Source organism: Bacteroides sp. Marseille-P3684 (assembly GCF_900291465.1).
In the GTDB taxonomy this organism is placed as follows: Bacteria; Bacteroidota; Bacteroidia; order Bacteroidales; family Bacteroidaceae; genus Phocaeicola_A.
Window position 1 is genome coordinate 2,677,511 of the sequence record NZ_LT985808.1, and the last position, 25,535, is coordinate 2,703,045.

Sequence of the window (25,535 nt, forward strand, 5' to 3'; positions counted from 1 at the left end):
TGTATTCTTTCTGTTCATCCGATGTTCATTCAGCCACTCCCCCGTGGTCCACTCCGTCGTCTTCCCAACCGCCGATGCCCACATTGATTCCATTACTTGTCTTGTTGACCGTGATGGTGAAAGTATGTCGATAGCCGGAACGGAAGGTCATCTCGGAGGGCTGTTCCCCCTGCGTCAGGTTGTAATCCTTGCCGTCGACGGTGATGGTCACCAACCCTTCCACGGCAACCGTCTGCGGGACAACGAGTGCCTTGTAGCCCGCTTGTTCTTTCAGCGGACGCAAAGCCTGCGGTTTACCGTTTGCCACCACCTTCCCTGTCGCCAGGTCGACAGACGCGCGTGTCTGCAATCCGTTGAGCGTTACCGAGACTTCGGCCTCCGCCAGGCTCTCCTCCGTAAAGCCATTCCCGGGTTTGACCAAGATGTGTGCCTGGCTGAGCACATGATTGACCGTCACACTCACAGCACGGTTCGTCGGAGATACCCCGACGGCTGTCCCCCACAGGAAATACCCCGACTTATAGCCGGCAGGTGTCGACTGGTCGGCAGGGACGTCCACTGTCAGGTCATGCACAGAAACCGTCTGCCGATAAGGATAGTATACATAAAAGTCCGCCTTGGTCCGATTGTCCGACCAATAAATCGGTTCGTCAGGCGTCCAGGAACCGCCATAGCTGAAACGCATATTGTGCACATGGTTGCCGGAAGGCTGCAACGCGCCCGCCTGCTCCCGGTCGTAATTCACCACAAACACACCGACGGCATCTCCCGCCTCAAAGCCGTCGTCAGTTGCCCGCGCCACGGCATAACCTGTCGAAGAGCAGTCCAACGCAATGGGCAGGGGTTTCTCAGGTTCAGGTTCCGACGGTGGAAGAATCTCGTCAGTTCCACCTCCTCCCGATGAGCAGGCTCCCAGCAGCAGGCACATTGCCACCGTCTGCATACAATTTGTTATTCTTTTCATAAAGGTTCTTTTCTGATGAGTGGATGACAAAAGTAGCAAACTATCGCACGACGGTCAACTTTTAGTAAGGTTCAATTAAGTCCAAACATGAAAATAGCTCCACACAACCCAGTTCCTCTCCCAACCCAACACAAAGGTTTAATCCAATAACCCTGGGGGGATTGACCCGATAAGCCCTGGGGGTTGATGGACCAAAGTATTATACTTAGGCACCCTAAGTATTATACTTAGCCTACCTAAGTATAATACTTTGGTCTGTCTAAGCCGGGGTTTAATCCGGTCTATCCCGTACTTTAGTCTGCCAAAACCCCAGGCTTGGTTTATCAAACACTTACGTTTCCCCTGCCAGAGCCCTGTCTTTGCCGCGTCAGACCACAGAGACCGGCTCTCCCAACACGCCATTCAAGCCCTCAATCCGTCATTGGACGTTGGGTAGATTGCTCTGTTGGAACGAGAGGAAACTTTAAATGGTCGAATGACCAAGTTGGATTAAATAAATTACCCCTTCTCTGCATTGCCGAAAGCAAGAGAAGGGGTAATCGGAATCGTACTATTTGTAAAAATCATTTCAGCTGGAGGGCAAATCTTCCTTCAGATAATGAGCAAAGCCGTATGCTGAGGACCTATCGGCATATCCTCCGACACTTGACGAAGAAGCTTTACTTTGTTCACGCAGGCTGCGTTGCCGTTCATTGTCACGGGCATATTCACGCAGAGTTTTTTGTTCGCCCGGCTGGTACAGCGAACTTTCCAGCACGACGTAATCGAGGATGTTGCCAACCGGAGTCAGGTGGGGCAGCAACTTCTGATCCAACAGTCCACGGAAGGCTCCTTCATATTCGCAGCAGACCTTCCCATCACGTTGGAAAATACGATAAGTGAAGTTCGACCATGCCGTGTGGATGACAATCTCTTTAGGCAAGACTTCTGCCGTTGCCGACAAATCGTAAGCATGGTCTTTGATTCTGATGATTTTCTTGCCGGGCAAGCATTGAATCTCCGTTGCCCAGAAGTCGGAGTTGGAGAGTTGATCGACGATGTCACTCAAACTCTCTCTAATTACAAACTGAATTTTCATGGCTCTCGCCTTTCTGCAAGGACTTTATTATGGCATTAGACATATCTCTGATGTAAAAATAAAAGAGAAAAGAATGTCTTGAACTTTTCATTACCATCTTTTAACAAAAAGAAGACAATAGGCATACAAATCAAGACAAAATGACAAAGGCGGCGCCCAATGAGCCATAAGATATTTCAAAAAGAATACAATTACATGACAACAATCAGCCTCATTCAAACCGGATGGACTTGGCCGGATGGATACGTGATATCAGATAGGAAGGACCTATCAGGATGGCTACCGAAATAATCAGCGTAGCCACATTCAGCAGCAGCCACAAGCCCACATTGAAATGAATGGGAACCGCGTCCAGGTAATAATTCGCAGGGTCGAGTTTTATCCAACGGAAGTATTTCTGCGAAAGGCAAAAGGCAAGGGCAATGACATTCCCCCACAGCATGCCTTTGCCGATAATGAACGTAGAAAAGTAGAGAAAGATTTCACGGATGGAACGGTTATTGGCACCCAGTGCCTTCAAGACGCCAATCATATTCGTACGTTCCAGGATAATGATCAACAGCCCGGAAATCATCGTAAAACCTGCCACTCCCAGCATCAGGACCAGAATGACCCAGACGTTGACATCCAGCACGTCGAGCCAGGCGAACAGTTGGGGGTTGAGGTCGCGAATTGTCTGTGTGAAGTAGGTGTTTCCATAGCGGTCCACCAACGTATCGACCACTTTGCCCACATCGTAACGCATGTCCTCCAACTTGTCATAATCGGCAATGGAGACCTCGATGCCGCTCACCTGGTCCGGCTGCCACCCGTTCAATCTGTTGACCGTATAGAGGTCGCCTATCAGAAACAATTTGTCGTACTCGGAAAAATTCGTTTCATAGATGCCGGCAATCTTCAGCCGACGGGCACGCACGTTGTCATTGATATAGTAGGTATAGATGGCATCTCCCAACTTCAGCCGGAGCTTGTCAGCCAACAAACGGGAAATCAGCACCTGGTTCGATGCCGCGCTGTCGGTAAATGCCGGTATCTCTCCTTCCAACAGGTAACGTCGGTAGAAATCCATCTGATATTCACCGGCAACACCTTTCAACACCATCCCCTGGAAACTGTCATCGGTCTTGATAATGCCCGGCTTCGTGGAGAAACGTTGCACGTGCGACACACCGGGCACATCGGCCAACCGATGCAGCAGGGTGTCATTTGCCGAGATGGGATAGGTCTCATAGGATTGTGTTCCCCGGAAATTACTGATTTGAAGGTGAGAGCCGAACCCAATGACTTTGGAACGCACCTCATCCTTAAACCCGATGACCACACACACCGACACCAACATGATGGCAAGTCCCAGCGACATGCCAATCATTGCAATGCGGATGGCAGGTTTCGCCACCTGACGTTTGTTTTCGCCTTGGGCATAGATGCGTCGTGCCAGAAAGAATTTATAGTTCATCGTTCTAGGAGTTTCTTACGTCGCACAAAATAAGGAAGTTTCCCGTAAAAAAGAAAGCCCCGTCCCGGTTTATTTGCAGCTGTCCGCTCACTCCGTCCTCCCGGGATAAGCTTCCAACGCCTTGCGAAGTACAAACAAGGCACGAATCAGGTCTTCTTTCTTCAAGACATACGCGATGCGCACCTCGTTGCGTCCGGCTCCGGGTGTCGTATAGAATCCGGCAGCCGGCGCCATCATGACGGTCTCTCCTTCATAAGAGAAATCAGACAGACACCAGGCACAGAATTTCTCGCTGTCATCGACCGGCAACTTGGCAACCGTGTAAAAAGCACCCATCGGGATGGGCGAATAAACTCCGGGGATACGGTTCAGTCCGTCAATCAGGCATTTCCGACGTTCCACATATTCATCATATGTATCACGCAGGTAATCCTCGGGAGTTTCCAACGAGGCTTCGGCAGCAATCTGACCGATGAGCGGAGGACTCAGGCGAGCCTGACAGAACTTCATCACAGCCTGACGTACCGCCTTGTTCTTTGTAATCAGGGCACCGATGCGGATACCGCATTCAGAGTAACGCTTCGACACGGAGTCGATGAGTACCACATTGTCCTCGATGCCTTCCAGATGGCATGCAGAAATATAGGGAGAACCGGTATAGATGAATTCCCGGTACACTTCATCGGAGAAAAGATAAAGGTCATACTTCTTCACCAGATCACGAATCTGGTTCATCTCCCGACGTGTATAGAGATAGCCCGTCGGGTTGTTCGGATTACAAATCAGGATGGCTTTGGTCCGTTCATTGATCAGCTCTTCAAACTTCTCTACTTTGGGCAACGCAAAACCTTCCTCGATGGTCGTCGTGACCGTACGGATCACAGCTCCCGCCGAAATGGCAAACGCCATGTAGTTGGCATAAGCCGGTTCAGGTACGATGATTTCATCTCCGGGATTCAGGCAGGACAGGAAGGCAAACAGCACGGCTTCCGACCCACCGGTCGTGATGATGATGTCGTCGGCATCCAGATGAATGTCAAAACGCCGGTAATATCCCGTCAGCTTCTCACGGTAACTGCGATAACCCTGACTGGGACTGTACTCCAAAATCGTACGGTCAATGTTGCGAATCGCATCCAAAGCAACTTGGGGTGTAGGCAAGTCCGGCTGTCCGATATTCAAATGGTAAATGTGGGTTCCGCGCTGTCTGGCAGCCTCAGCAAGAGGTGCCAGCTTTCTAATCGGAGATGAGGGCATCTCCGTTCCTCGTATAGATATTTGTGGCATGATACGATTCTGATTGTAACTGATGTTATTGATGTCCGTTATTGGTGTGCAAAGATAAGGGCTAACGGCTAATCGGGCAAACAAAACCCTGATTTTTGTTCTTCCGGGCAACAATAAGACAGGAGAAAGCACTGTTTCCTGTCAAAAATGCACAACCCATACCGGACCATGATGCACCGTTCTTCCGCTACCGTTCACTTCCACTTCTTTCTCTTCAGGTAAAGCGCTACGGCAACCCCCAGCACCAGCATGATGCCCCATGCCAGCAGATAGCCATACCGCCAATCCAGCTCCGGCATCCACTTGAAGTTCATTCCCCATACTCCCGCCAGGAAGGTCAAAGGGATGAAAATGGTTGAAACGACCGTCAGACGGGTCATAATGTCATTCATCCGCAAATCATTGTTCGAAATATAAAGGTCCATCAGGGACGAGAGTGTCTCCCGGCAGCTGTCGATGGTCTGCACAACGTACAGCAGATGGTCGTTAACATCATTGAAGAAGGCACGGTTATTCTTCTGCAACAAGGCCGAATCGGAATGCAACAGTCTCGAAAACTGTTCTTTCAGAGGGTAGACCGTCTGCTTCATCACCAGGTATTGTTTCCGCAAGAGACGGATGCGGATACCCGTATCCCGGTCGTCGGCGTTCTCGAACAAGGCAGACTCCAACTCCTCCAGGTCATCATCAATGCGTGAGACCACCGACACATAATTGCCCACCAGGCTGTTGAACAGGACACTCAACAGGAAGTCACTGTTGCGCTCACGGACTTTCAGGATATTGCCACGGATGGCCTGCACTACATCGTCAAAGAAACGGTTCTCCTCCTCCATGAATGTCAGCACAAAGCCATTGCCCTGCACCAGGCAGAGGTGGGTCTGGCGGATGTCCCCGTCCTCCTCATCAGTGGGAACAGCCGACAATTTGCTGATGACCACATTGTAGGATTCACGTTCTTCTATCTTACTGGGATGCCCGACATTGAGGATGTCCTGCATCGTGAGGAAGCTTATCTGGAAATGGGCACATACCCGACGCACCGTCTCCGTATTACGCAGTCCGTGGATTTGCAGCCAGTGGATGCGTCCGGGAAGCAACTTCTGCTCAATGGAAGCAAAATCGTCCGCCGACGTTTCTTCAAAACTCTTGGCATCGTAGGTACACAGATGGAAATGCGTAGGTGTTTCACTTTCGCCGTTATACACCAGATGTTCACTCAACAGATTGTTCTTCATAGCGTCTAAAACCATTTAATCCGACGGAATACAATGAATGTCAAAGCCGACAACAGGACCGAAGCGGCAACTATTGCCACGAAGGCATGGGGAAAACGGTCCAAATGAATGTCTACGTTCATCCCGTAGAAGCTGGCTATCAATGTCGGAATCATCAGCGTAATGGAAAGGCTCGTCATGCGTTTCATGATGGCATTCACATTGTTTGAGATAATCGATGCAAACGCATCCATCGTCCCCGTGAGAATGTCGCTGTAGATGTTGACCGTACTGTTTGCCTGCCGCAACTCGATCAGTACATCTTCCATCAGTTCCACATCGAGGAAATCCGTATCCTGAAAAATGGACTTCAGGCGCCCGATCATCACTTCGTTTCCACGAATCGAGGTATTAAAGTAGACCAATGTCTTCTGCAACCGCATCATACGCAGCAGGTCCTCATTGCGGATGCTTCTTTCCAGTTCCTTTTCCGCCTCATTGACATCGTTGTAAATCTGCTTCAGGTATTTCAGGAACCAGACCGCCGAGGAGTAAATCAGCCGCAGAATCAAATCGAGCTTATTACGTACAAAGACATTCTTACGACGTGTATGCTCGATGAAATCAGGCAACATCTCCGTGTGATAATAACAGACCGAAACAATGATGTCATTGTTCGTCATGATGCCGATAGGTACTGTCGTAAAAGGAATCCCATCCGGTGCGTCATGCACGGGGACCGGTATACGCAGGATGGTGAGCAACCAGTTGTCCTCCATTTCCGTACGGGGACGCTCATCCGTATCAGCCACATCGTCCAAAAAAGATTGGGGAACATGCAATGTCTCGGTGAGAAACTTGAAGTCTGCCTGATCCGGGCATACTACATTCACCCAGCTGTTGGGTTGCCATTCGGTTTTCTCCACAAAACCGGCCGACTCGCAATAAAGATATTGTCTCATCTTATAGCCTCCTTTCATTTCATTCCGCAAAGGTCCGGTTTACCTCCAGACGAGAAGCTGTCCCTCCTCCTTGTAAACCGAAGCTCACGAAAGCTCAATCATTCATAGTTCTGTTCGGCAGTGCCGTCCTTCCCATGAATGATTTAAAGGAAAAGCCCTGCCGATGATTAATAATCTGTATTCTGTTCTCGCGAATAAGGGTCGTCCATAAAGTCTGACTTGTTAAAACTGCCGCAAAAGTACGTAAAATCGTCGGATTCTATTTCGCAGGAAAACCTAAAATTATTTGTTTCCGGAAGGAGTGTCTCCCTTAAGTACCGGTAACGCCCAATGATACTTCACAGCCAGAATGCGTGCCATGAAGACACTCACACCGCTCACCAGCTCGGTCACCGTCATCGCCAGTCCCAGCCAATGACACAAGCCGTAAACCAGCCCCCCGATGACACAGGCAATGGCATAAATCTCCTTACGGAAAATCAACGGGACCTCATTGATAAACACATCCCGGATGACACCGCCGGCAGCTCCGGTTATGGTACCCATGATAATCGCCACCCACAACGGGAAATGAAGCGCCAAGGTCTTCTCTACTCCCACGACGGTAAACAAAGCCAAACCGATGGTGTCAAACAGAAAGAACGTGTTCTGCTGACGGATGAGGAACTTTCCGAAAAGGATGACACCAACAAGTGCCAGGGCAGAACAGGTCAGGTAAATGGAATTTGTCATCCAGAAAGGAGTCACGTCAAGCATCAGGTCACGGATGGTTCCGCCGCCAATAGCGGTCGCCACGCCCACGACATAGGCACCAAACCAATCGAACTGTTTGGCAGAAGCAAGTCGGATGCCACTGATGGCGAAAGCAAAGGTCCCGATGAACTCAAGGACCTGCACAAAGGTAGGTATGTACATCATGTTTAGTTGCAGTTAAAAAAGAATCAGGATACTACATTCACGGGGGCACCTCTCAGGTATTGCTTCAGGTTGGTTACAGCCTGCTCCATCAGTCGTGTACGGGCATCGAGCGTTGCCCAGGCAATATGAGGCGTAATGTAACAGTTGCGGGCCGTAAGCAACGGGTTATCCCCGGCAGGAGGCTCGGAAGAAAGCACGTCGAGACCGGCGGCATAAAGCTTGCCTGCGTTCAATGCGTCTGCCAGGTCCTGTTCGTTAATCAGTTGTCCACGTGCCGTATTAATCAGAATAGCCGTAGGCTTCATGGAATTGAGCAAGGCAGCATTGACCATGCCTGCATTATCGGCACGCAAAGGACAGTGCAAGGTCACGATGTCACATTCCCGGAACAATACTTCCAGCTCCGCTTTGGTAGTCCCTGCCGGCAGCCGGTTGATGTTCGCCGAAGTACATATATAAATCTCCATGCCGAACGCTTTCGCCAGTTTCACCACCGCACGTCCGATATTGCCCATTCCAACAATGCCGATTCGCTTGCCGGCCAGTTCCACCAACGGGGTATCCCAATAACAGAAGTCCCCTTTCGCTTGCCATACACCCCGCCGGTTCTGTTCCGTGTAGTGCGAGATATCATACAGGATGTTGAAGATATGTGCAAAGACTGCCTGCGCCACAGAGTCCGTACTGTAGGCAGGTATGTTGGTCACGGTAATGCCATGACGGGCTGCGGCCTGAATATCCACCACATTATAACCCGTTGCCAACACACCAATGTATCGCAAGGAAGGCAGGTTATCCATGGTGTCGGCATCCAGAACCGTTTTGTTTGTAATCAGTATTTCGGCTCCCTTCGCCCGTTCCAACACCTCTTCCGGCCGGGTGCGGTCATAAATCGTACATAGTCCCAACTCTTCAAAACCCTGCCATGATAAATCACCGGGATTGAGGCAATAACCATCTAATATAACAATGTTCATTTCAAATTCTCCGTTTTATGTTTGTTACTTGCTTGCTTCCTCCGGGAGGGAGGAGCAGTCGTTTATTTATATTTGTCACCCCATAAAGCCTGCATCCGGTCTTTCAGCTTTTGTTCAGCAGCATTGGCCTGCGGTTGCCACAAACGTGCCTCTGTCAACTCATCGGGCATGAACTGTTGCTTTACGAAGTGTCCCTCATAATCATGGGCATATTTATACCCGTCCCCATACCCCAACTGCTTCATCAGTTTGGTCGGCGCATTGCGCAAATGGAGCGGGACAGGCTGATTGCCGGTCTGACGCACGAGCTCCAATGCACGATTGATTCCTTCATAAGCAGAATTACTTTTAGGACTGGTAGCCAGATAAACCGTCACTTCCGCCAAAGGAATACGTCCTTCAGGCCATCCGATTTTCATCACCGCTTCAAAAGCCGCATTGGCAAGCAACAGTGCATTCGGATTTGCCAAGCCGATATCTTCCGCAGCGGAAATCAGCAAGCGCCGGGCAATAAAGGCAGGGTCCTCTCCCCCCTCAATCATACGTGCCAGCCAGTACAACGCTCCGTCGGGATCACTGCCCCGAATGGACTTGATGTAGGCAGATATGATATCGTAATGCATCTCGCCATCCTTGTCATAGGCCAGCGGGTTCTGCTGGAGACGTTCCACAACTTTCTCGTCAGTGATGACCACCGGTTCGTCTGAATCTGCTTCAACGACCAGTTCCAGGATATTCAGCAACTTGCGTGCATCTCCCCCGGAATAACGGAGCATGGCATCAGTCTCCTTCAGCTCGATGGCACGTTTGGAAAGTTCCACGTCCTGCGTGACGGCACGGTGCAGCAACTCCAGCAGGTCCTCTTTCTCCAACGACTTCAGTACATAGAGCTGGCAACGCGACAGCAGCGGTCGTATGACTTCAAACGAAGGATTCTCGGTCGTCGCCCCAATCAGTGTGATGACCCCTGTCTCTACTGCGCCCAGCAACGAATCCTGCTGCGATTTGCTGAACCGGTGAATCTCGTCAATAAACAGAATCGGACTCGCCTGCGAAAAGAACCGTCCGTTCTTCGCACGTTCGATGACGTCACGGACATCTTTCACACCCGATGTCACCGCACTCAATGTGTAGAAAGGTGTTTCAAGTTTATGGGCAATGATTTGTGCCAACGTCGTCTTCCCCACCCCGGGTGGTCCCCACAGGATGAACGAGGAGATACGTCCGGAGTCAATCATCTTGCGCAAAATGGCTCCGGGGCCTACCAGATGTTTCTGCCCTATATATTCGTCCAAGGTCTTTGGACGCATACGCTCTGCCAATGGTTGCATGTCTCAGTTGGTTTTAATGTTTTAGGTATGTTGTTCAATCCTTATTCAAATGCCATTCGAAAGTCTCTTTCCCGGACTTCGCTAGAACGTCAGCTTCACTGCCAGGCGGACACCGTGCTTATGGACACCGGGATGGTCCAGGTAATTCACACGACGCACATAATCCACCTGCAACAGACGGAATATGTTATGTACTCCTACCATCAGCTCCACATAGGGCTTTCCGTGTTCCATGATAAAGCTTGACGGCTCACCATCCCGCACAGGAAAGAGATAGAGACTCCCGTCCTGGTTGAGGCTGGGATTGTTTTTGTCGGTCAACGTTCCGTAGAATGCCTTTACTCCGAAATGTTCACGCCATTTCAGACGACGCAGGAAAGGTATGCGGTTAAGAATTTTGCCGTTCATGTCATAATCCACATCAATGGAGGCGTAGCGGTCGCTCAGGAACTCCATATTGGTGAGCATGCTGAAGCTGCCCCGTTGAAGAAAATACGAAGTATTGGCCGGCGCCATCAGCAGCAAGGGGAAAGGAACCTTGTTCCACTGCGCACCCGCCTTCAGCGTAATGTCCATTTTGCCCCACGACGAAAGCCAAAGTCGTTTGTAGATGGAAGCTTCCGTGAGGTGATAGGAATAATCGCCTCCCATCACCCCTTTCAATCCCACGGTATGTCCCAAAGTGAAGACAGGGGCATTACGGTTTACCGGACGACGGGACTGCTTGGTATTAATATAGGTCTCATGCGGTGCATAGCGCAGGGTGACGGATGCTTCGGTTGTAGTCAAGCGGTCAACCAACGTAGGCGTCACATTCCCGTCGTTGAGTATGTATTGCAATTTACCAGTCGGTTCATCAACGGTACGGCGCAGCTCCAGCTTGGTCGAGAAACCGCTGAACGATTCATACTCATACCGAAAAGCAAGTTTGCGGAAATACATCATCTGGTCCACGGTAGTAGTCTTAAGTGAACCGAACATATTATCCTTGTCCATCGTCAGGAACTTGTCAAGCGGGGACATCACATCCGACTGATAAGTCAGCGCCACAGAATGACGCGGGAACTCAAAAGGCATATAGGCCTTCTTCTCGAAAGAATATTCCACTTCGCCCATGTATTTGGAACGGTGGTCTTTAAACCCATAAGCATAATAGCCTTTGAAAAAGAGATGGGGATGGAGGTTCGCAGTCGTAGCTCCTCCCATACGCAGGCGCAATCCATCGACATAATTACTGGATACGACCGTACTGAGAGGGCCTATGTCAACCTTACTCGGCGTCTTCTCGGAGCCGGTTTCCACATAGTTCTCGGCGAACAGTCGCAGAATCCAGATGACAGGCTTGGCACCGGGAGTCTTCTGCAGATTATCTACAAAATGATCCATCTCTGCTTCCTTTTGGGTCAACGGGAGTGAACGGGCATCCTGCCAGAACCCCTCGTTCTTCAGATAAGCATCCGGACGCATTTCCTCCTTGCGGGCATTTCCGAAGGCCTTCTCATCAATCGGGTCAAACGAAAAATCCGAATAGCGTGTCAACCTCCGCACGACCGCTCCCTGGAATTTCTTGAACGGATAGATTTTGGTCGACATATCATCTACAGACAAACCCCAATAACCGTTAGGCATCTTCTCGTAGTCCTGTTTCAAAGACAAGTCTTCCACAAAGTTCACCCCGGTATGTTTCGGCAGATTCATGATGCACCGACGCACCGTGTACGAAGAGTCTGCCAGGACATACAGATGACCGGTAAAGCCAAAATCCTGGGAATTATAGGGTACGAATGTCAGGTGAAAACACTTCTCACGCTCCACGTAAGTCGTGTCCATGATATAATATTTATAGAAGGAGATGGCACCGTCAGCAATCGGACTGACAAATTTCTTACGCAACAGGTAGATACTGTTGTCATAGATATCCACGTCGGCAAATACGTCCTGCAACACTTCATCGACGACATCACCCAAGTGGAACAGATCGTCAATACCCGACGAACGGACGCCTTCTACCAGGGTCTTCTCACGACGCGGGTCTTTGCGATAGAGCACCTCTGAAGAGGTTTCCTTGACCGAGACCGGGAGAACCAGGTTATCCCCCTCCGGACTGACTTCCAACTGGTCCAGCAGAAAAGGCATCTTCTTCAGTACTCCCTTGTTCAGCGACATGGGATTGATATCATCCAAAGAAATGTTCAGCTTTTCATACTTGTGATAGCGGTAATAATCGTTATCCTCCAAACGGTTCCGCTTCTTGGCAGCAATGACCTTACGCATCATCACCACAGCCGGATTATCTTTTTTCCGGTAACGTTCCCGTCCGGGACGCACGACCATCTCCTGCAACAGTACATTATCCGGCGCCAGCTCAATATTGAGACGTTTGGTTTCTCCCGGAATGATGGCAACAGTCTTCGACTTATAACCAACGGCTGAAAAAGTCAATGAATGCCAGTCCTCTCCAATCCGGACATAGTAGTCTCCACTGTTGTCTGTACGCCCCACTCCCCGTCCTTCATGAGAAATGGATATGTAAGGCAACTTTTCCCGAGTCAAGGAGTCAACCACCACTCCACGAATCTGTGCATTCAAAGGCAGAAACATACTTATCAACCATACGATCAGACCTATTTTATGTACATCACGTCTTGTCATCTTAGTTAGCATTGTAAAGGATGAATTGGCAAAAGTAATCCTTCGCGAACAATATCAGGGAAAAGCCGAATCAGATTAACTATTAATAACATGAGCCTTGAATTCTTGAAAACAGTGTCCAGACACTCTGTTTGTATGGGATTATGCAAATTTCCGGATGTAAAAACAGATTAACAAACTTCCGTAAATGCCTACACGAAAGAAAGCACACGATATCCCTTACCACGTGCCTGGAGGCATAAAAAAACGGGCTCTTTTCCCAAAGCACCCGTTTTAAGTTTTCAATAGGTATTAGTTTTTTTAAGGTAAAAAGATTGTTTTCAGGATAACGATGCAAAGGAACACCCTTTTTTATAGTATCCAAATATATTTTCATGTTAAAAAACATGTTTTGCATGGATAAGTGTCTTTTTAACAATTGGGCTTCTTCCTTTGCCTGAAGAGGTTTCAAAGATAACGGAAAAATACAGGAACCGTGCATATCCATTGGAAAAAAATTGTGACGCAAATGCAATATCCGGTCCGCCTTGCCGACCTTCTATAAAAGGTCAGGATAAGACAAACGGAACGATCAGGGACAGACAAACAGAAAGTACGCGTACAGTTAAAGACGTAAAGAACTTAAGAACTCAAAAACTTAAGACGGAATAAACTGCATCCCAAAAAGAATCATTACTTTTGCTGCCAATTAGATAACAATGACTTACTATGACTGAAAAAACATCGGAAACAGTAGAGAAGAAAAGCTTGAACTTCATCGAGCAAATGGTTGAGAAAGACTTGCAAGAAGGTAAGAACGGAGGAAGGATACAGACCCGCTTCCCGCCCGAACCTAACGGATATCTACACATCGGACATGCCAAAGCCATCTGCATGGACTTCGGTATTGCAGCCAAGCACAATGGTGTATGCAACCTCCGCTTCGACGATACGAACCCTACCAAAGAAGATACTGAATACGTGGATGCCATCAAAGAGGACATCGAATGGCTGGGCTTCAAATGGGGGCATGAATATTATGCCTCTGACTACTTCCAGCAGTTGTGGGATTTTGCTGTGCGCCTGATCAAGGAAGGCAAGGCCTACATCGATGAACAGCCGGCTGAAGTCATCAGCGAACAGAAGGGCACACCGACCCAACCGGGAGTGGAGAGCCCTTACCGCAACCGCCCCATTGAAGAGAGCCTGGCACTCTTTGAAAAGATGAACAGTGGTGAACTGGAAGAAGGTTCTGCCGTACTCCGTGCAAAGATTGACATGGCAAACCCGAACATGCACTTCCGTGACCCTATCATCTACCGCATTGTAAAGACTCCCCATCACCGTACCGGCGACCAGTGGAAGGCTTATCCGATGTATGACTTTGCACATGGACAAAGCGACTTCTTCGAAGGAGTAACCCACTCACTCTGTACCTTGGAATTCGTATCGCACCGTCCTCTTTACGACTTGTTCATCGATTGGTTGAAGGAAGGTAAAGACCTTGATGACAATCGTCCCCGTCAGACTGAATTCAACAAGCTCAATCTGAACTATACCCTCATGAGTAAACGAAACCTGCTCACCCTGGTGAAAGAGGGGTTGGTCAGCGGATGGGATGACCCCCGCATGCCGACCTTGTGCGGATTGCGCCGTCGTGGTTACTCCCCAGAATCTATCCGTAACTTTGTGGACAAGATTGGCTATACGACCTATGATGCCCTGAATGACCTCGCTCTGTTGGAGAGTGCCGTCCGGGAAGACCTCAATGCACGGTCAACACGCGTATCGGCTGTCATTAACCCCGTCAAACTGGTCATCACCAACTATCCCGAAGGACAAGTGGAAGAGATGGAAGCCATTGACAACCCGGAAGACCCGAACTCCCCGACTCACACCATCGAATTCGGACGGGAACTGTGGATGGAGCGTGAAGACTTCATGGAGAATGCACCCAAGAAGTATTTCCGCATGACACCGGGACAGGAAGTACGCCTCAAGAATGCCTACATCGTGAAATGTACAGGATGCAAAAAGAACGCAAACGGTGAAATTGAAGAAGTCTACTGCGAATATGACCCGCAGACCAAGAGCGGAATGCCTGATAGCAACCGGAAAGTAAAAGGCACCCTCCATTGGGTGAGCTGCGCACACTGTGTGCCTGCCGAAGTACGTCTGTACGACCGTCTGTGGAAAGTAGAGAATCCGCGTGACGAAATGGCTGCCATACGGGAAGCAAAGAACTGCTCTGCCCTCGATGCCATGAAGGAGATGATCAACCCGGATTCGCTTACCATCCTGACCAACTGCTATGTGGAGAAGTATGCCGCCGGCAAGAAGCCGCTGGACTACCTCCAGTTCCAACGCATCGGCTACTTCACTCCTGACAAGGACTCCACCCCCGACCATCTGATCTTCAACCGTACCGTGTCACTCAAGGACACTTGGGGCAAGATGAACAAATGAGCATAAGACTGACGAGCCAACAAGGAAGCCAATCGGACTGTAAACACAATCCCCCTGCATGGGAACATGTCCTCCCCTCTTTGTTGGCTCCTCAACTTTCACCCTCATAACCTATTACCTACATTGTAGACCAACATGAAGACAAGAGAAACTATCCAGATTCTGGAACGACAACTAGACGAAGCACCACACTCACCCCAATTATGGGAGGATCTCGGAGACATGTACATCCAGGCGGAGCAGGTCGACAAGGCCATCGAGGCATACGAGTTTGCCTTGGCTCTCGAACCTGAACGGGAGAGTGCAAAGTGCAAGAAGCACATTGCCTATCTGGCGACACAAGACCCCAAAAAGCAACAGGCAGGCAAGGCTTTCCTGCAAAAATATTGCGTGGAGCACCCCGAGGACGATGAACTACAGAATATTGTCGACCACTTCGAACTGCTGGACAACGTAAAAATCGAGACTTCCCTCTCTCAAGAAATCCAAGAGCTGGAAAAGGATATTCCCTTCGAAGGGGAGCTGAACTGGGAACTCATCCGGGACCCACAGGCAACGACAACAGATTATGACCCAATCATCGACGCACTATGGGTTCATCAGCACTTCAGTACCCTCCACGAAGTAATCAATGTACTGATACACCTCCATCCTGAAGATGCCAACCTCTTTATGATGTACGGACGCCTGCTGATGTGCAGGCATGAATACGACCAGGCCAGACGCTACTTTGAAAAAGCGCTTCTCAAAGCGGATGACGACCCTCAACGTGATTACTACCTCAGTATCTTTGGCTACGAATTCCATATCCGCCAGTTCTACCTGGAGGCCTTTGACTATTACTGCCAGATCCGTACGGACGAGGAGCGGTGCGAACAACTCCCCTACATGGCACGTTGCTGTCTGGAACTGGATTATAAACCGCTTTATGGCTATTTTATCGGTCAGCTTGACCCGGCAAACAACGGAGACGACTACAGGAATGTCATCCGTGCCTTTCATGACTGTCTGCCCATGAACTTGAGCAACACAGAAGTCAAGGAATTCCTGCTCAAACTGTTCGACCGCTATAATCCTTAAACCTTTCTATTTATTATGGGCTCTATTGCATTCTATCTTCAGTGGTGTCTCGACCACCTGAATTACTGGACCATCACGTTGCTGATGGCCATCGAAAGTTCTTTCATCCCGTTTCCTTCAGAAGTCGTCGTGACCCCGGCGGCCTACAAGGCTGCTGAAGGCGAACTGAACGTTGTCTGGGTAGTGGTGTTTGCCACACTCGGCGCCAACATCGGCGCATTGTTCAACTATTACCTGGCTTACTTTGTCGGACGCCCCATCATCTATCGCTTCGCTGCCAGCCGATGGGGACGCCTTTGCCTGATTGACGTGGACAAAGTGAAAAAGGCAGAGGCCTTCTTTGACCGCCACGGTGCCGTATCGACTTTTGTCGGACGTCTGTTGCCCGCCATCCGCCAGCTCATCTCCATCCCGGCAGGACTGGCACGCATGAAACTGTCGACCTTCCTGCTCTACACGACATTGGGAGCCGGTATCTGGAACAGTGTGCTGGCCACCGCCGGTTTCTACTTCCAGAAAGCGATGCCGCTTGACGAACTGATGGCAAAGGTGACGGAATACAACGATATATTCAAGTACATTGTATTCGGCATTTTGGGACTTATCGTACTCTATTTCGTTTACCTGGCTCTTACCCACAAACGGTCACCCAAGGCGGAATAAAGCCAGCTCACTGCCTGTCGGCTTTTCGGGAAGCAAACAACCAGTCATACAGGAACGGCACGTAACAAACAATCTCTGAAAGAAGCTCAAAGGGGACATGCATCCACACGGCAAATCCTGTATACTGGAACATGGCAAGCCATTGGATGGCGCAAAACAAATAGACAAAGAATCCTGCCATGGAACGGAACAGGGAAGACAGGCTCTGCAACAGGTCAACAACTCCACGGAACTCTCCTGCAGCCAACCCGTAGACGGCACCCGGCAGAGCCACAGCCAGCGACAACAATAACGGCCAACCTGCCAGGAAGGGAGAGCGCTCCAACGTGCCGGTGACACCCAACAGAATTTCATGGCGGGAGAATGTCACCCAACAAAGTATGATCAGATAAAACACCAACGATGCGCCGCCCAACAGCAAGGCCTGCCGGCGCTTGGGAGACAGGCCGCCTCTGCGGCGACGGGAAATCACCCGGAATATGGCTTGTGACAAGCCTGACTCGCGCCATACTCCCAGTCCCAACGTCAGAATGAACAGCGTAAACCAGGGCGATGCCTCCACGTTGGGCAACAGGCTCTGCAGCATCCAGCGGAATCCCTCCGGACTCAGCATGTTGCGCACGGGCCAGTCATAGAGATTGCCTATCCAGGAAGCCAGGGCAAGGACAATGCCCGCCAGCAATACCACCAGCGTGGCTCTTCCGCTGTTCCACAGACTACTCATCATCCGGCTCCAGATTATTCAAGTCAAGTATACCCAGTTCAAGTGCACGCACAACCAGACGTACAGCATTCACCCCACTCCGCTCACCCGGTGCAAAGAGCCGGTTGACCAAATCGTTCTGGCGCTTCTCCAGGGACTTCACGCCGAAGGGGATACCTTTCAATCCTGTAATCATCTCCTTGGTATAACCTAGAGCCAGGTGGCGGAGCAGACGCTCGTCGTACTCATCGATGTCATAGTCGATGACAGATTGCTGACGGCGGACCTCGGCTAGCACAGCCTGACGGAACCGCGCCACAATCTTCTCCAGGATGGGCTGGTTGAACACCCATTGCTTGCCCTCCATGACACTTTGCACTTCAGTTTTCGTCAGCAGCTCACCGGTCTTCAGGACAATACCGCTGGCACCGGCATCAAGCGCATCTACCCACAGTTTCTCATTCAGAATCTCGCCCGTAAAGATGAGCACCTTGACCTTGGGGTAACGCTTGCGGATGTTTTTGCAGATATCAATACCCACGGTTGTCGAACCGCCCAGTCCCAAGTCGAGCAGCACCATGTCAGGCAAGCCCTGCTCCATCAGCGACCAGAAGTCCTTCTCGGTCATGGCTGTTCCCATGACTTCGGCTTCGGGTATTTCATTGCGGAAGATTTCTTCCGTACCTTTCAATTCCAGCTTTACGTCTTCGACGATAATTACTCTAAACTTTCTATCCATAGTTCTTTTATTAGTTGACGAGTTGACAAGGAGTACGAGCGGCCCAGGTGTCCGCCAGCAATCCGCTAACGGGATACAGCTTCTCCGGCACGACCTTTACCGGCTTTCGGCACCGTGAACCAGACGGTAAAACCTCCCCCGACTGCCGGCTCGGCATTGATGCGGCATCCTCTCAGTCCGGTAAACTCATCGTGTTCGCGTATGATTTGCTTGCATACCAGATATTCTGTCCCCGTCAGCTGACCATCAGGTCCCTTCATGCGTTTCAGGTCGGGATAAAACAGCTCGTTCAGAACTGCTGACGGGAGTGACTGCCGCCGGTCTGTCAGACTGAAGCGGACAAAGTCACCATCCGGTTCCACTTTCAGCTCCAACGTCCCCTCCTCCGGACAGGCATACGCCGCCTCCAGCAGATTCTCCAGGAGGAAGGACAACAAGACCTTGTCGCCCGTCACTCGGACGGCTGCCGACTCTACCTGCAAAGCTAATGTAAAAGAGGATTTCTTATTCCGACGTTTCACATATTTTACTGCTGCTCCTGTCAGGACTTCCACGTCCACAGCCTGCCTGCGGAACGTCACGGCATCCAGCTGTCTCACCGCACAGGAGGTGAGCAACGTAAAGACTCCTTTATAGTAACCCACGAGCTCCTCCATCGCCTTCACTTGTTCCTTCTCTTCCGTGTGGGGCAATCCAGCCAACAGCCGGTCGGCTATCTGCTTGATGCGGTTGGGGTAATAGAGCGTCTCGTGCTTGATGGTCGAGAGGCAATTGTCAAGCACCAGATTCTGCACATGAAGGATGGTCTCTTCACGATAAGCACGTGCCTTGTCGTCGCGCACCAGTTCCAGGTCACGGAACGTCTGTCTCACCCGGATGGTGTTGTTGACCAGCAGGATGCTCACATAGCGTGCCATCAGTTCCAGCAACAAGACCTCTTCGGCACGCAACCGACGCACCGACTGGACCACGAACACACCCGGACACTGCTGCTCGCCGTCCTCTTCCACCAGCAAGGGGAAGCATCCCAGACATCCGTCTTCCGAGAATACGTTGGACTGGGAGGAGATGCACTCATCAACCCAGCGCGTCAACTCACCGTAAGCAGGCAAGGCAGGCCAGAAGACTGTCTCCGTACGGTGTGTTTCTTCACGGCGGAGCCCCACGCCCCATGTCTGCAGAGGCAGGAGGTCATTCATTTCATCAAATGCTTCGTGCAAGAGAGCCTTCCATGCCAATCGCCAGTCGGCATCCGTTCCTGCGTCAAGGTTACGCATCGAGGCACGCAGCAGGATGCGGTTGACCCGCAGGAGTTGTTCCAGGTTGAAACGGTAGAGCATCCGGTGACGGAAATAGAGCAGGTAGTAGCCTGCCAGGAAGACCAGCAACAACGCAATACAGAGAATGATGCTCACGGTGGTGTTGCCCGACGAGTGCTCCATCTCCGTACAGTACGCCTCCAGCGACGCATCACGGCTCAACAGTTTGTAGAGATAAGCGTATGCCGTGTTGTTGTAATGGTATGTATCCCAGTCCTTCAATGCCAAGGCTGCCACGGCAACCTCGTTGCGTATATCCAGGATGACATAGTAGTCGGTATCAAAATGCTCGCTCCACCAGGCTATCTCTGCGGCGTCGCCTGTTCCGTAGAGTGTCATGAGCGGGGCGGAACGAGGCACATGTTCCGTGAAATGAAGGTTGAGGTAGCGGATGGCTGAATCGGCATAAGCCAAGGCACGTCCGTGTTCCCGGTATACATTGGCAAAGTAAACGGAGTCGGCATAAGCATCAGCCCGCTCCAGGTGTTCATCGTAATAGGAAGCCAGTCCGCCTCCTCCCGATGCCGGAGCGGAAGAACGGTTGCACGAGCTCCCCACTCCCATCGCCAACAGGCAGAGCAGGACTCCGACCGTCTTGCGCACCCCACGGGGCAGGCGGAAATAGAAACGGCAGCCCTCTCCCTGACGGCTCTCGACCGAGAAGAGACAGACACGGAAGAGTTCGTTGGTCTTGCGGTATTTCTCAATGATGCCCTTGCAGTTCATCAGACCGAAGCCACTTCCCTTGTTACGCCTCAGCTCTTCGTCGGCATCCGTCCCATGCAGTCCGATGGACGCCGGGTCGTAGACTTTCTCATGCACAATGCGCTCCACATCATCAGGCGACAGTCCCCGCCCGTTGTCCGTCACCGAAATCTCCACATAGCTGTCGGTCTCTACCGCCTTCACCTCGATATGTCCGCCCTCGGGAGTGTACTTCCGGGCATTCTCCATCAACGTATTGATCATGAAGAGCGTCAGAGCCTTGTCCGCCTTGACACACGCGTCAGTAGGTTGCATGTCGAGCGTCTGCCGTTTCGTGTCGAACGCCTTGCGTCCCTTTGCCAGGATGTCAAACAGTTCCATCAGGCTGAACGTCTCAATGTTCAGGCTCAGCGTCCCCTGACGCATCTTTATCCAGAGCGCCAGAATCTCATTGTACTCATTGATGCGGGTTGCCAGTTCGTCGATGTAGCGGTACTTCTCCTGCTTCACCTCGGGACGCTCCAGGTAGCCCAACGTCAACAGCTTGTGCACCTCGTTGATGATGCGGTCGATGTACGGGACAATGCCCGTCACAATACTTACGCACGCCTTTTTCACCAGATTCTGCCGCTTGTTGTCGACGATGTGCTGCTCATGAATGTATTTCTCCGACTCCAGCTTCCGGTACTCGCCTCCCAACATGGCAAAGTAGCGTGCATTGCGCACGGCATGTGTCCAGTAAGGACGAATCACCTCCAACAGGGCGCGCTCGTCCTTCGGAAGCCGACGACCGGCTTCAGGCATCATCTCCCCTTTCTCGTCAAGGGTGAAACGACAGCCGAAGAGAGACTCGAAATCAGCCTGCACCGCCTCTGACAGGCAGGTTGCCACCTCTTCTTCGTCCGCGTCCTCGTCAGGGACAGCCACAAGCAACCGACGGCTGAACTCCAGTGCCTGCCGGAGCTTCTCCACGTGCTGTGCGTTGTTCTTCCGCCACCGTCGGTTCAAACCGACGAAGACGGCAATGACTACCACAATGGTCAGGATGACTGCCAGCAGCCAGGCATCCAACTGGGCAGACTCCCGTTCCAGCCGTTCGTAGCGGCTCTCCAGCTCTTTGTCCTGACGGGTCACATCGAGGATGTCGAGGTAGATGTTGCGGTTGTAGTCCGACTGGTCCTTCAGACCCATTCCGGCATAGGCTATGCTGAGCTGCTCACGGATGCGGGCAATCCACTCGGGGACGGTCTGTACCTCGCGGCTGTTCATCCAGCGCAGTTCAAGCGGAATGCTGTCCTGCGGATGGTAAGCATACAGGTGATGGATGGAATCGGAACAGGCATAGTAATGATAGTGGTGGTAAGTCACATAGTCAAGCGCCCGCTGCAGGGAGTCGACGGCTTCCGCATAGCGTCCGCGACGGATAAGGCAAGTCCCCAACGTCCGGTAAGCTCCGGCAATCTGATAAATGTCGCCATAATCGCGGAAACGCTGCAAGGCACGCCGTGCCAGGGACATGGGCAGCAGAGAATCAGGGACTCCGTCAGGATTGAGCATCTTCAGTCCGGGCGCCCGCTGTTCCTTCAAGACCTCCATCCGACTCCGGTCCGCCAGCATCTCGGCAAATGCCTGGAGACTGTTCGCCTCAAAATAGTCATAGGATTCCCCTTCGGCAAGACAACGGCTCAGGTAGTCGAACTCCTTCACGGTGATATCTGCCGCATCAACCCCCGGGCACAGCCCCCCGGAACCTTTCATATAAAGGTAGTAGAGCCATTGTCCGGTGTCAAAAGGCAGGGCAGCCACGTGGGCCTGTTCGATTTCTTCCAACGACTGGGGCAACTGCTGCAAATAGAAGAAATAGATGCTCGACACGATGTGGAAGTCGGTACGGGCAAAGAGCATGCGCAGACGTTCCGCCCGGCTCAGCTCGGTCTGTTCCTCGTCGATGCGCTCCGTGCGCCGCAGGGCGCTGTTACGGTAATCATAAAATCGTTTGTTGTCCGACGTCCGCTGACAAATCTTCATCATCCCCACGTCGGCTACCAATAGCTCTATCTCGTTGCGACAGGAAGCGTACACCTTATCCAGCCAGGAAGCCGACTGCTCAAAGTCCATCTGCATGAACGCATGGAACGCCAGGTTATTGTATGCCTGCGCCATGACCATAGGGTCATCGTGCGACAATGCCAAGGCTCTCTCGGCATAGTAACGGCACGAATCCAGATTACGATAATGACAACGATAGGAAAGCACGTTCAGCGAGTCGGCTACAGACACCGACACATCCTGCTGCATCCGTCCGCAAGAGAAGAAAACGACGGAAAGCAAGGCAGTCAACAGACAGAATCGCAATGAAAACTTCATAGCATACAGGCAAATAATTGAACGCATGAAGCAAAGATAGGAGGTTTTGATGAAGTAACCGCATTCCCGGACAGAAAAACCTTGTGACCAGCAAGGAATGCATGCGCCAGGCTCATTTGATAATCAACCTTTCGCGCATCATCCACAGACCCAGATGAGCATACCAATCAGAAGACCACGGCATGGGAATCTGAGTTCCACGGCGTGGGACTGTGAGTTCCACGGCATGGGACTGCGAGTTCCACGGCGTGGGACTGCGAGTTCCAAAGCGTGGGACTGCGAGTTCCAAAGCGTGGGACTGCGAGTTCCAAAGCGTGGGAACCTTTAGGCCTTGCTAAAGACAAAAATAAATACCCGAACGAATCACTTCGGCCGGGTATCCTTGATAAACTTGGCAGAGTTTATGCAATCTATTATAATCTTACAGTAAATCCTGTGTTTGACGGCCGTCGGTCCGGGACGCATGCAGATACACTACGCCCAAGAATGACACCGTTCTTCTGTCGGGTAACCAACAAATAAAATATAATCGTATGATTCGTCACGTGCTCCGCCTCTTTCCTCGAAAGACGGATACCTTTGTGCAGGCATGGCAGGTCTTCTGACTTGTTTCTGTAAGCAGCGCCTTCCCGACCCTTAGGTCAGTGGCAAGAGTAATTGCTCTTACAATGTATAGAAACTCACAGCAGCGGGACTGTTCAGGACTTTCACCTGATTCCCTTTTAATCGCTCCCCTGAACAGGTTCGCGAGCCAATGCGGCACAAAAGTAGGGGTTATTTTCAAATCGCCAAAGCTTTTATCACTATATTTGCGCCAGCAAACTTTAATTTTTCGCACTATGCTAGAGAAAGGACTGACTTTTACCGCCCACACGACGGTGACGGAAAACAATACGGCAGCCACACTTGGCTCCGGAGATATGAACGTGTTTGCCACCCCTGCCCTGGTGGCGCTGATGGAGCATGCCGCCATGCTGTGCGTGGCACCCCACCTGCCTGAAGGCAGTACAACCGTGGGCAGCCTCATCCACACATCGCATCTCAAGCCGTCTGCACTGGGTGCTTCTGTAGAAGCTACTGCCGAACTGACGGAAGTGGATGGACGCAAACTGACTTTCCGTGTCTCCGCCCATGAGGGAGACAAGCTCGTCGGTGAGGGTACTCACGTGCGCTTCATCGTCGACCGCGAACGGTTCCTGGCAAAACTGTAAGAAAGGGACGGACAAACGAACCCGAAAGACGGATGGACAAGGGCTGAATTCTCTGAAACAGCAACCTTGTCCATCCGTCTTCTTGTCTCCTCATCCTCACCCGGACAATGCCCGACTTTAACAGAACAGAATCAAGAATATCGCTTCGGATAGCGGAAGAAAATACAAAGCAAAGCCATGATGCCCATACAGAACGGGTAATACAGATAGCGTATGATGCTCAACGGAGAGAGCGAAGCCAGTTCAGCAGCCATCAGCATTTGGGCGCCATAGGGGATGATGCCCTGCACCAGGCAGGAGAATGTATCAAGCAGACTGGCACTTTTGCGCGGGTCAAGATGAAACTTCTCGGTAATGTCCTTAGCTATCGGACCTACGGTAATAATGGCAATGGTATTGTTGGCCGTACAGCAGTTGGCAATGCTGACCAACGCGGCAATCGTCAGTTCAGCACCTCGCTTACCATTGACATGACGGGTCAGCTTCTCGATAATGTATGCGATGCCTCCGTTGTATCGGATGAGTTCCAGCATACCACCAGCCAACAGCGTAATGATAATCAGCTCTCCCATTCCACTGATGCCTTGTCCCATCGCTCCGAACCACCCGAAAAAGTCCATTCCTCCCTCCAACATGCCAAGAAGTCCGGTTGACACAATGCCCAGAAGAAGGACCAACATCACATTGACACCCATCAGTGCCGTGACGAGGACAATGACGTAGGGAATCACTTTCACCCATTCCACCTGCTGGAGACTGTCAGGTGTCTGTACCCGATACCCTTCAATAATATAGAAAAGGAAGACCACGATAGCAGCCGGCATGACAATGCGACTGTTGACCCTGAACTTGTCACGCATCTCGCATCCCAACGTCTGCGTGGAAGCGATGGTCGTGTCGGAGATGAATGAGAGATTGTCACCGAAAAAGGCACCGCCGACCACAATGGCGACCATAAATGGTATGTCGACTCCGGTCTTCTCTGCCAATCCCAAGGCTACGGGAGTCAGTGCCACAATGGTGCCGACTGATGTCCCTACGGAAGTCGAGATAAAACAAGCTGCTAGAAAGATACCCGCCAGCAGCAACTGGTCAGGAAGAAGATGCAGCGTGAGGTTTACAGTGGCGTCGACCGCACCCATGGCTTGGGCGGACTGGGCAAATGCTCCTGCAAGGATGAAAATCCAGAGCATGAGCATGATGTTCTTGTTGGAAGCCCCTTGTGAGAAGAGAGTAACACGTTCCGCCGGAGTGATACCACGGGTAATGAACAGGGCATAGACAGAAGATACCACGAAAGCTACGGTGATGGGCACCTTATAAAAGTCGTTGACCAACAGGGACACGACCAAATACAAACAGAGAAAGACAAGCAGCGGACTCAATGCCCACAAACTTGGCTTTCTCTGTTGACGGATATTCGGATTCTCGTTCATTGCGTTCCATTTGTATTCAAACGGG

Annotated in this window: 18 protein-coding genes and 1 riboswitch; of the genes, 4 read left to right on the top strand and 14 right to left on the bottom strand. The window is 51.1% G+C overall.

Annotated elements, in window-relative coordinates; all coding sequences use genetic code 11:
• Positions 1 to 25 precede the first annotated feature (25 nt).
• From C8275_RS10515 to C8275_RS10560, 10 genes are all read right to left on the bottom strand, one after another.
• Positions 26 to 964 carry a fimbrillin family protein gene (locus tag C8275_RS10515; RefSeq protein WP_106485072.1) on the bottom strand — a complete coding sequence of 313 codons (939 nt, stop codon included), beginning with the start codon at positions 962 to 964 and terminating at the stop codon, positions 26 to 28.
• Positions 965 to 1,532: 568 nt separating this feature from the next.
• Positions 1,533 to 2,042, bottom strand: coding sequence for a hypothetical protein (locus tag C8275_RS10520; RefSeq protein ID WP_157948246.1), 510 nt, complete (start codon positions 2,040 to 2,042; stop codon positions 1,533 to 1,535).
• A gap of 211 nt (positions 2,043 to 2,253) precedes the next feature.
• A complete protein-coding gene (locus C8275_RS10525) occupies positions 2,254 to 3,498 on the bottom strand; it encodes an FtsX-like permease family protein (RefSeq protein ID WP_022385777.1) in 1,245 nt (414 codons plus the stop codon).
• An 87-nt stretch (positions 3,499 to 3,585) separates the two neighbouring features.
• Entirely contained in the window at positions 3,586 to 4,785 is a 1,200-nt protein-coding gene (locus C8275_RS10530; RefSeq protein ID WP_106485074.1) for a pyridoxal phosphate-dependent aminotransferase, read from the bottom strand.
• A gap of 194 nt (positions 4,786 to 4,979) precedes the next feature.
• Complete coding sequence (corA, locus tag C8275_RS10535) at positions 4,980 to 6,023, bottom strand: magnesium/cobalt transporter CorA (protein ID WP_022385779.1); 1,044 nt, start codon at positions 6,021 to 6,023, stop codon at positions 4,980 to 4,982.
• Between the two features lie 5 nt (positions 6,024 to 6,028).
• Positions 6,029 to 6,964, bottom strand: a complete 936-nt coding sequence (locus tag C8275_RS10540) for a magnesium transporter CorA family protein (RefSeq protein ID WP_106625809.1) — start codon at positions 6,962 to 6,964, stop codon at positions 6,029 to 6,031.
• A 282-nt stretch (positions 6,965 to 7,246) separates the two neighbouring features.
• A complete protein-coding gene (locus C8275_RS10545; RefSeq protein ID WP_106625810.1) occupies positions 7,247 to 7,873 on the bottom strand; it encodes a trimeric intracellular cation channel family protein in 627 nt (208 codons plus the stop codon).
• Positions 7,874 to 7,905: 32 nt separating this feature from the next.
• Positions 7,906 to 8,859: a D-2-hydroxyacid dehydrogenase gene (locus tag C8275_RS10550; RefSeq protein WP_106485075.1), complete on the bottom strand. Its 954-nt coding sequence runs from the start codon at positions 8,857 to 8,859 to the stop codon at positions 7,906 to 7,908.
• A gap of 62 nt (positions 8,860 to 8,921) precedes the next feature.
• The gene (locus C8275_RS10555) at positions 8,922 to 10,190 is read right to left on the bottom strand and encodes a replication-associated recombination protein A (RefSeq protein ID WP_106485076.1); all 1,269 of its coding nucleotides are present in this window, start codon (positions 10,188 to 10,190) and stop codon (positions 8,922 to 8,924) included.
• Between the two features lie 81 nt (positions 10,191 to 10,271).
• Complete coding sequence (locus tag C8275_RS10560) at positions 10,272 to 12,854, bottom strand: DUF5686 family protein (protein ID WP_369861190.1); 2,583 nt, start codon at positions 12,852 to 12,854, stop codon at positions 10,272 to 10,274.
• Between the two features lie 696 nt (positions 12,855 to 13,550).
• Here C8275_RS10560 and C8275_RS10570 point away from each other — a divergent pair.
• The 3 genes from C8275_RS10570 (at position 13,551) to C8275_RS10580 (ending at position 17,030) form a co-directional block, all read left to right on the top strand.
• Positions 13,551 to 15,287 carry a glutamine--tRNA ligase/YqeY domain fusion protein gene (locus C8275_RS10570; RefSeq protein WP_022385785.1) on the top strand — a complete coding sequence of 579 codons (1,737 nt, stop codon included), beginning with the start codon at positions 13,551 to 13,553 and terminating at the stop codon, positions 15,285 to 15,287.
• Between the two features lie 135 nt (positions 15,288 to 15,422).
• Complete coding sequence (locus tag C8275_RS10575) at positions 15,423 to 16,367, top strand: hypothetical protein (protein ID WP_157948248.1); 945 nt, start codon at positions 15,423 to 15,425, stop codon at positions 16,365 to 16,367.
• A gap of 15 nt (positions 16,368 to 16,382) precedes the next feature.
• Positions 16,383 to 17,030 carry a DedA family protein gene (locus C8275_RS10580; protein ID WP_022385787.1) on the top strand — a complete coding sequence of 216 codons (648 nt, stop codon included), beginning with the start codon at positions 16,383 to 16,385 and terminating at the stop codon, positions 17,028 to 17,030.
• A 7-nt stretch (positions 17,031 to 17,037) separates the two neighbouring features.
• Here the strand turns inward: C8275_RS10580 and C8275_RS10585 are convergent, their stop codons facing one another.
• The 3 genes from C8275_RS10585 to C8275_RS10595 form a co-directional block, all read right to left on the bottom strand.
• Positions 17,038 to 17,757 (bottom strand): AbgT family transporter, encoded by a 720-nt coding sequence (locus C8275_RS10585; protein WP_106485079.1) that lies wholly within the window; start codon positions 17,755 to 17,757, stop codon positions 17,038 to 17,040.
• Positions 17,747 to 18,472, bottom strand: a complete 726-nt coding sequence (locus tag C8275_RS10590; protein WP_022385789.1) for a DUF5932 domain-containing protein — start codon at positions 18,470 to 18,472, stop codon at positions 17,747 to 17,749. The genes C8275_RS10585 and C8275_RS10590 overlap by 11 nt, the downstream gene beginning before the upstream one ends.
• Before the next feature lie 65 nt (positions 18,473 to 18,537).
• On the bottom strand, positions 18,538 to 22,863 hold the full coding sequence (locus tag C8275_RS10595) for a DUF5113 domain-containing protein (RefSeq protein WP_106625811.1): 4,326 nt from the start codon (positions 22,861 to 22,863) through the stop codon (positions 18,538 to 18,540).
• Positions 22,864 to 23,436: 573 nt separating this feature from the next.
• A riboswitch (cobalamin riboswitch) is annotated at positions 23,437 to 23,634 on the bottom strand.
• Positions 23,635 to 23,702: 68 nt separating this feature from the next.
• Between C8275_RS10595 and C8275_RS10600 the strand changes: the two genes are divergently transcribed.
• Positions 23,703 to 24,074 carry a thioesterase family protein gene (locus C8275_RS10600; RefSeq protein WP_106485080.1) on the top strand — a complete coding sequence of 124 codons (372 nt, stop codon included), beginning with the start codon at positions 23,703 to 23,705 and terminating at the stop codon, positions 24,072 to 24,074.
• Positions 24,075 to 24,205: 131 nt separating this feature from the next.
• On the opposite strand, the gene C8275_RS10605 is transcribed toward C8275_RS10600, so the two are convergent.
• Positions 24,206 to 25,510 (bottom strand): Na+/H+ antiporter NhaC family protein, encoded by a 1,305-nt coding sequence (locus C8275_RS10605; RefSeq protein WP_106625812.1) that lies wholly within the window; start codon positions 25,508 to 25,510, stop codon positions 24,206 to 24,208.
• Positions 25,511 to 25,535: the final 25 nt, after the last annotated feature.

Bases quoted from the DNA above. Each gene is read 5' to 3' on its own strand.
- C8275_RS10525 (WP_022385777.1), bottom strand. From the start codon at position 3,498: ATGAACTATAAATTCTTTCTGGCACGACGCATCTATGCCCAAGGCGAA.
- C8275_RS10515 (WP_106485072.1), bottom strand. From the start codon at position 964: ATGAAAAGAATAACAAATTGTATGCAGACGGTGGCAATGTGCCTGCTG.
- C8275_RS10520 (WP_157948246.1), bottom strand. From the start codon at position 2,042: ATGAAAATTCAGTTTGTAATTAGAGAGAGTTTGAGTGACATCGTCGAT.
- C8275_RS10575 (WP_157948248.1), top strand. From the start codon at position 15,423: ATGAAGACAAGAGAAACTATCCAGATTCTGGAACGACAACTAGACGAA.
- C8275_RS10570 (WP_022385785.1), top strand. From the start codon at position 13,551: ATGACTGAAAAAACATCGGAAACAGTAGAGAAGAAAAGCTTGAACTTC.
- C8275_RS10555 (WP_106485076.1), bottom strand. From the start codon at position 10,190: ATGCAACCATTGGCAGAGCGTATGCGTCCAAAGACCTTGGACGAATAT.
- C8275_RS10585 (WP_106485079.1), bottom strand. From the start codon at position 17,757: ATGATGAGTAGTCTGTGGAACAGCGGAAGAGCCACGCTGGTGGTATTG.
- C8275_RS10595 (WP_106625811.1), bottom strand. From the start codon at position 22,863: ATGAAGTTTTCATTGCGATTCTGTCTGTTGACTGCCTTGCTTTCCGTC.
- C8275_RS10550 (WP_106485075.1), bottom strand. From the start codon at position 8,859: ATGAACATTGTTATATTAGATGGTTATTGCCTCAATCCCGGTGATTTA.
- C8275_RS10600 (WP_106485080.1), top strand. From the start codon at position 23,703: ATGCTAGAGAAAGGACTGACTTTTACCGCCCACACGACGGTGACGGAA.
- C8275_RS10560 (WP_369861190.1), bottom strand. From the start codon at position 12,854: ATGCTAACTAAGATGACAAGACGTGATGTACATAAAATAGGTCTGATC.
- C8275_RS10540 (WP_106625809.1), bottom strand. From the start codon at position 6,964: ATGAGACAATATCTTTATTGCGAGTCGGCCGGTTTTGTGGAGAAAACC.
- C8275_RS10530 (WP_106485074.1), bottom strand. From the start codon at position 4,785: ATGCCACAAATATCTATACGAGGAACGGAGATGCCCTCATCTCCGATT.
- C8275_RS10580 (WP_022385787.1), top strand. From the start codon at position 16,383: ATGGGCTCTATTGCATTCTATCTTCAGTGGTGTCTCGACCACCTGAAT.
- corA (WP_022385779.1), bottom strand. From the start codon at position 6,023: ATGAAGAACAATCTGTTGAGTGAACATCTGGTGTATAACGGCGAAAGT.
- C8275_RS10590 (WP_022385789.1), bottom strand. From the start codon at position 18,472: ATGGATAGAAAGTTTAGAGTAATTATCGTCGAAGACGTAAAGCTGGAA.
- C8275_RS10605 (WP_106625812.1), bottom strand. From the start codon at position 25,510: ATGAACGAGAATCCGAATATCCGTCAACAGAGAAAGCCAAGTTTGTGG.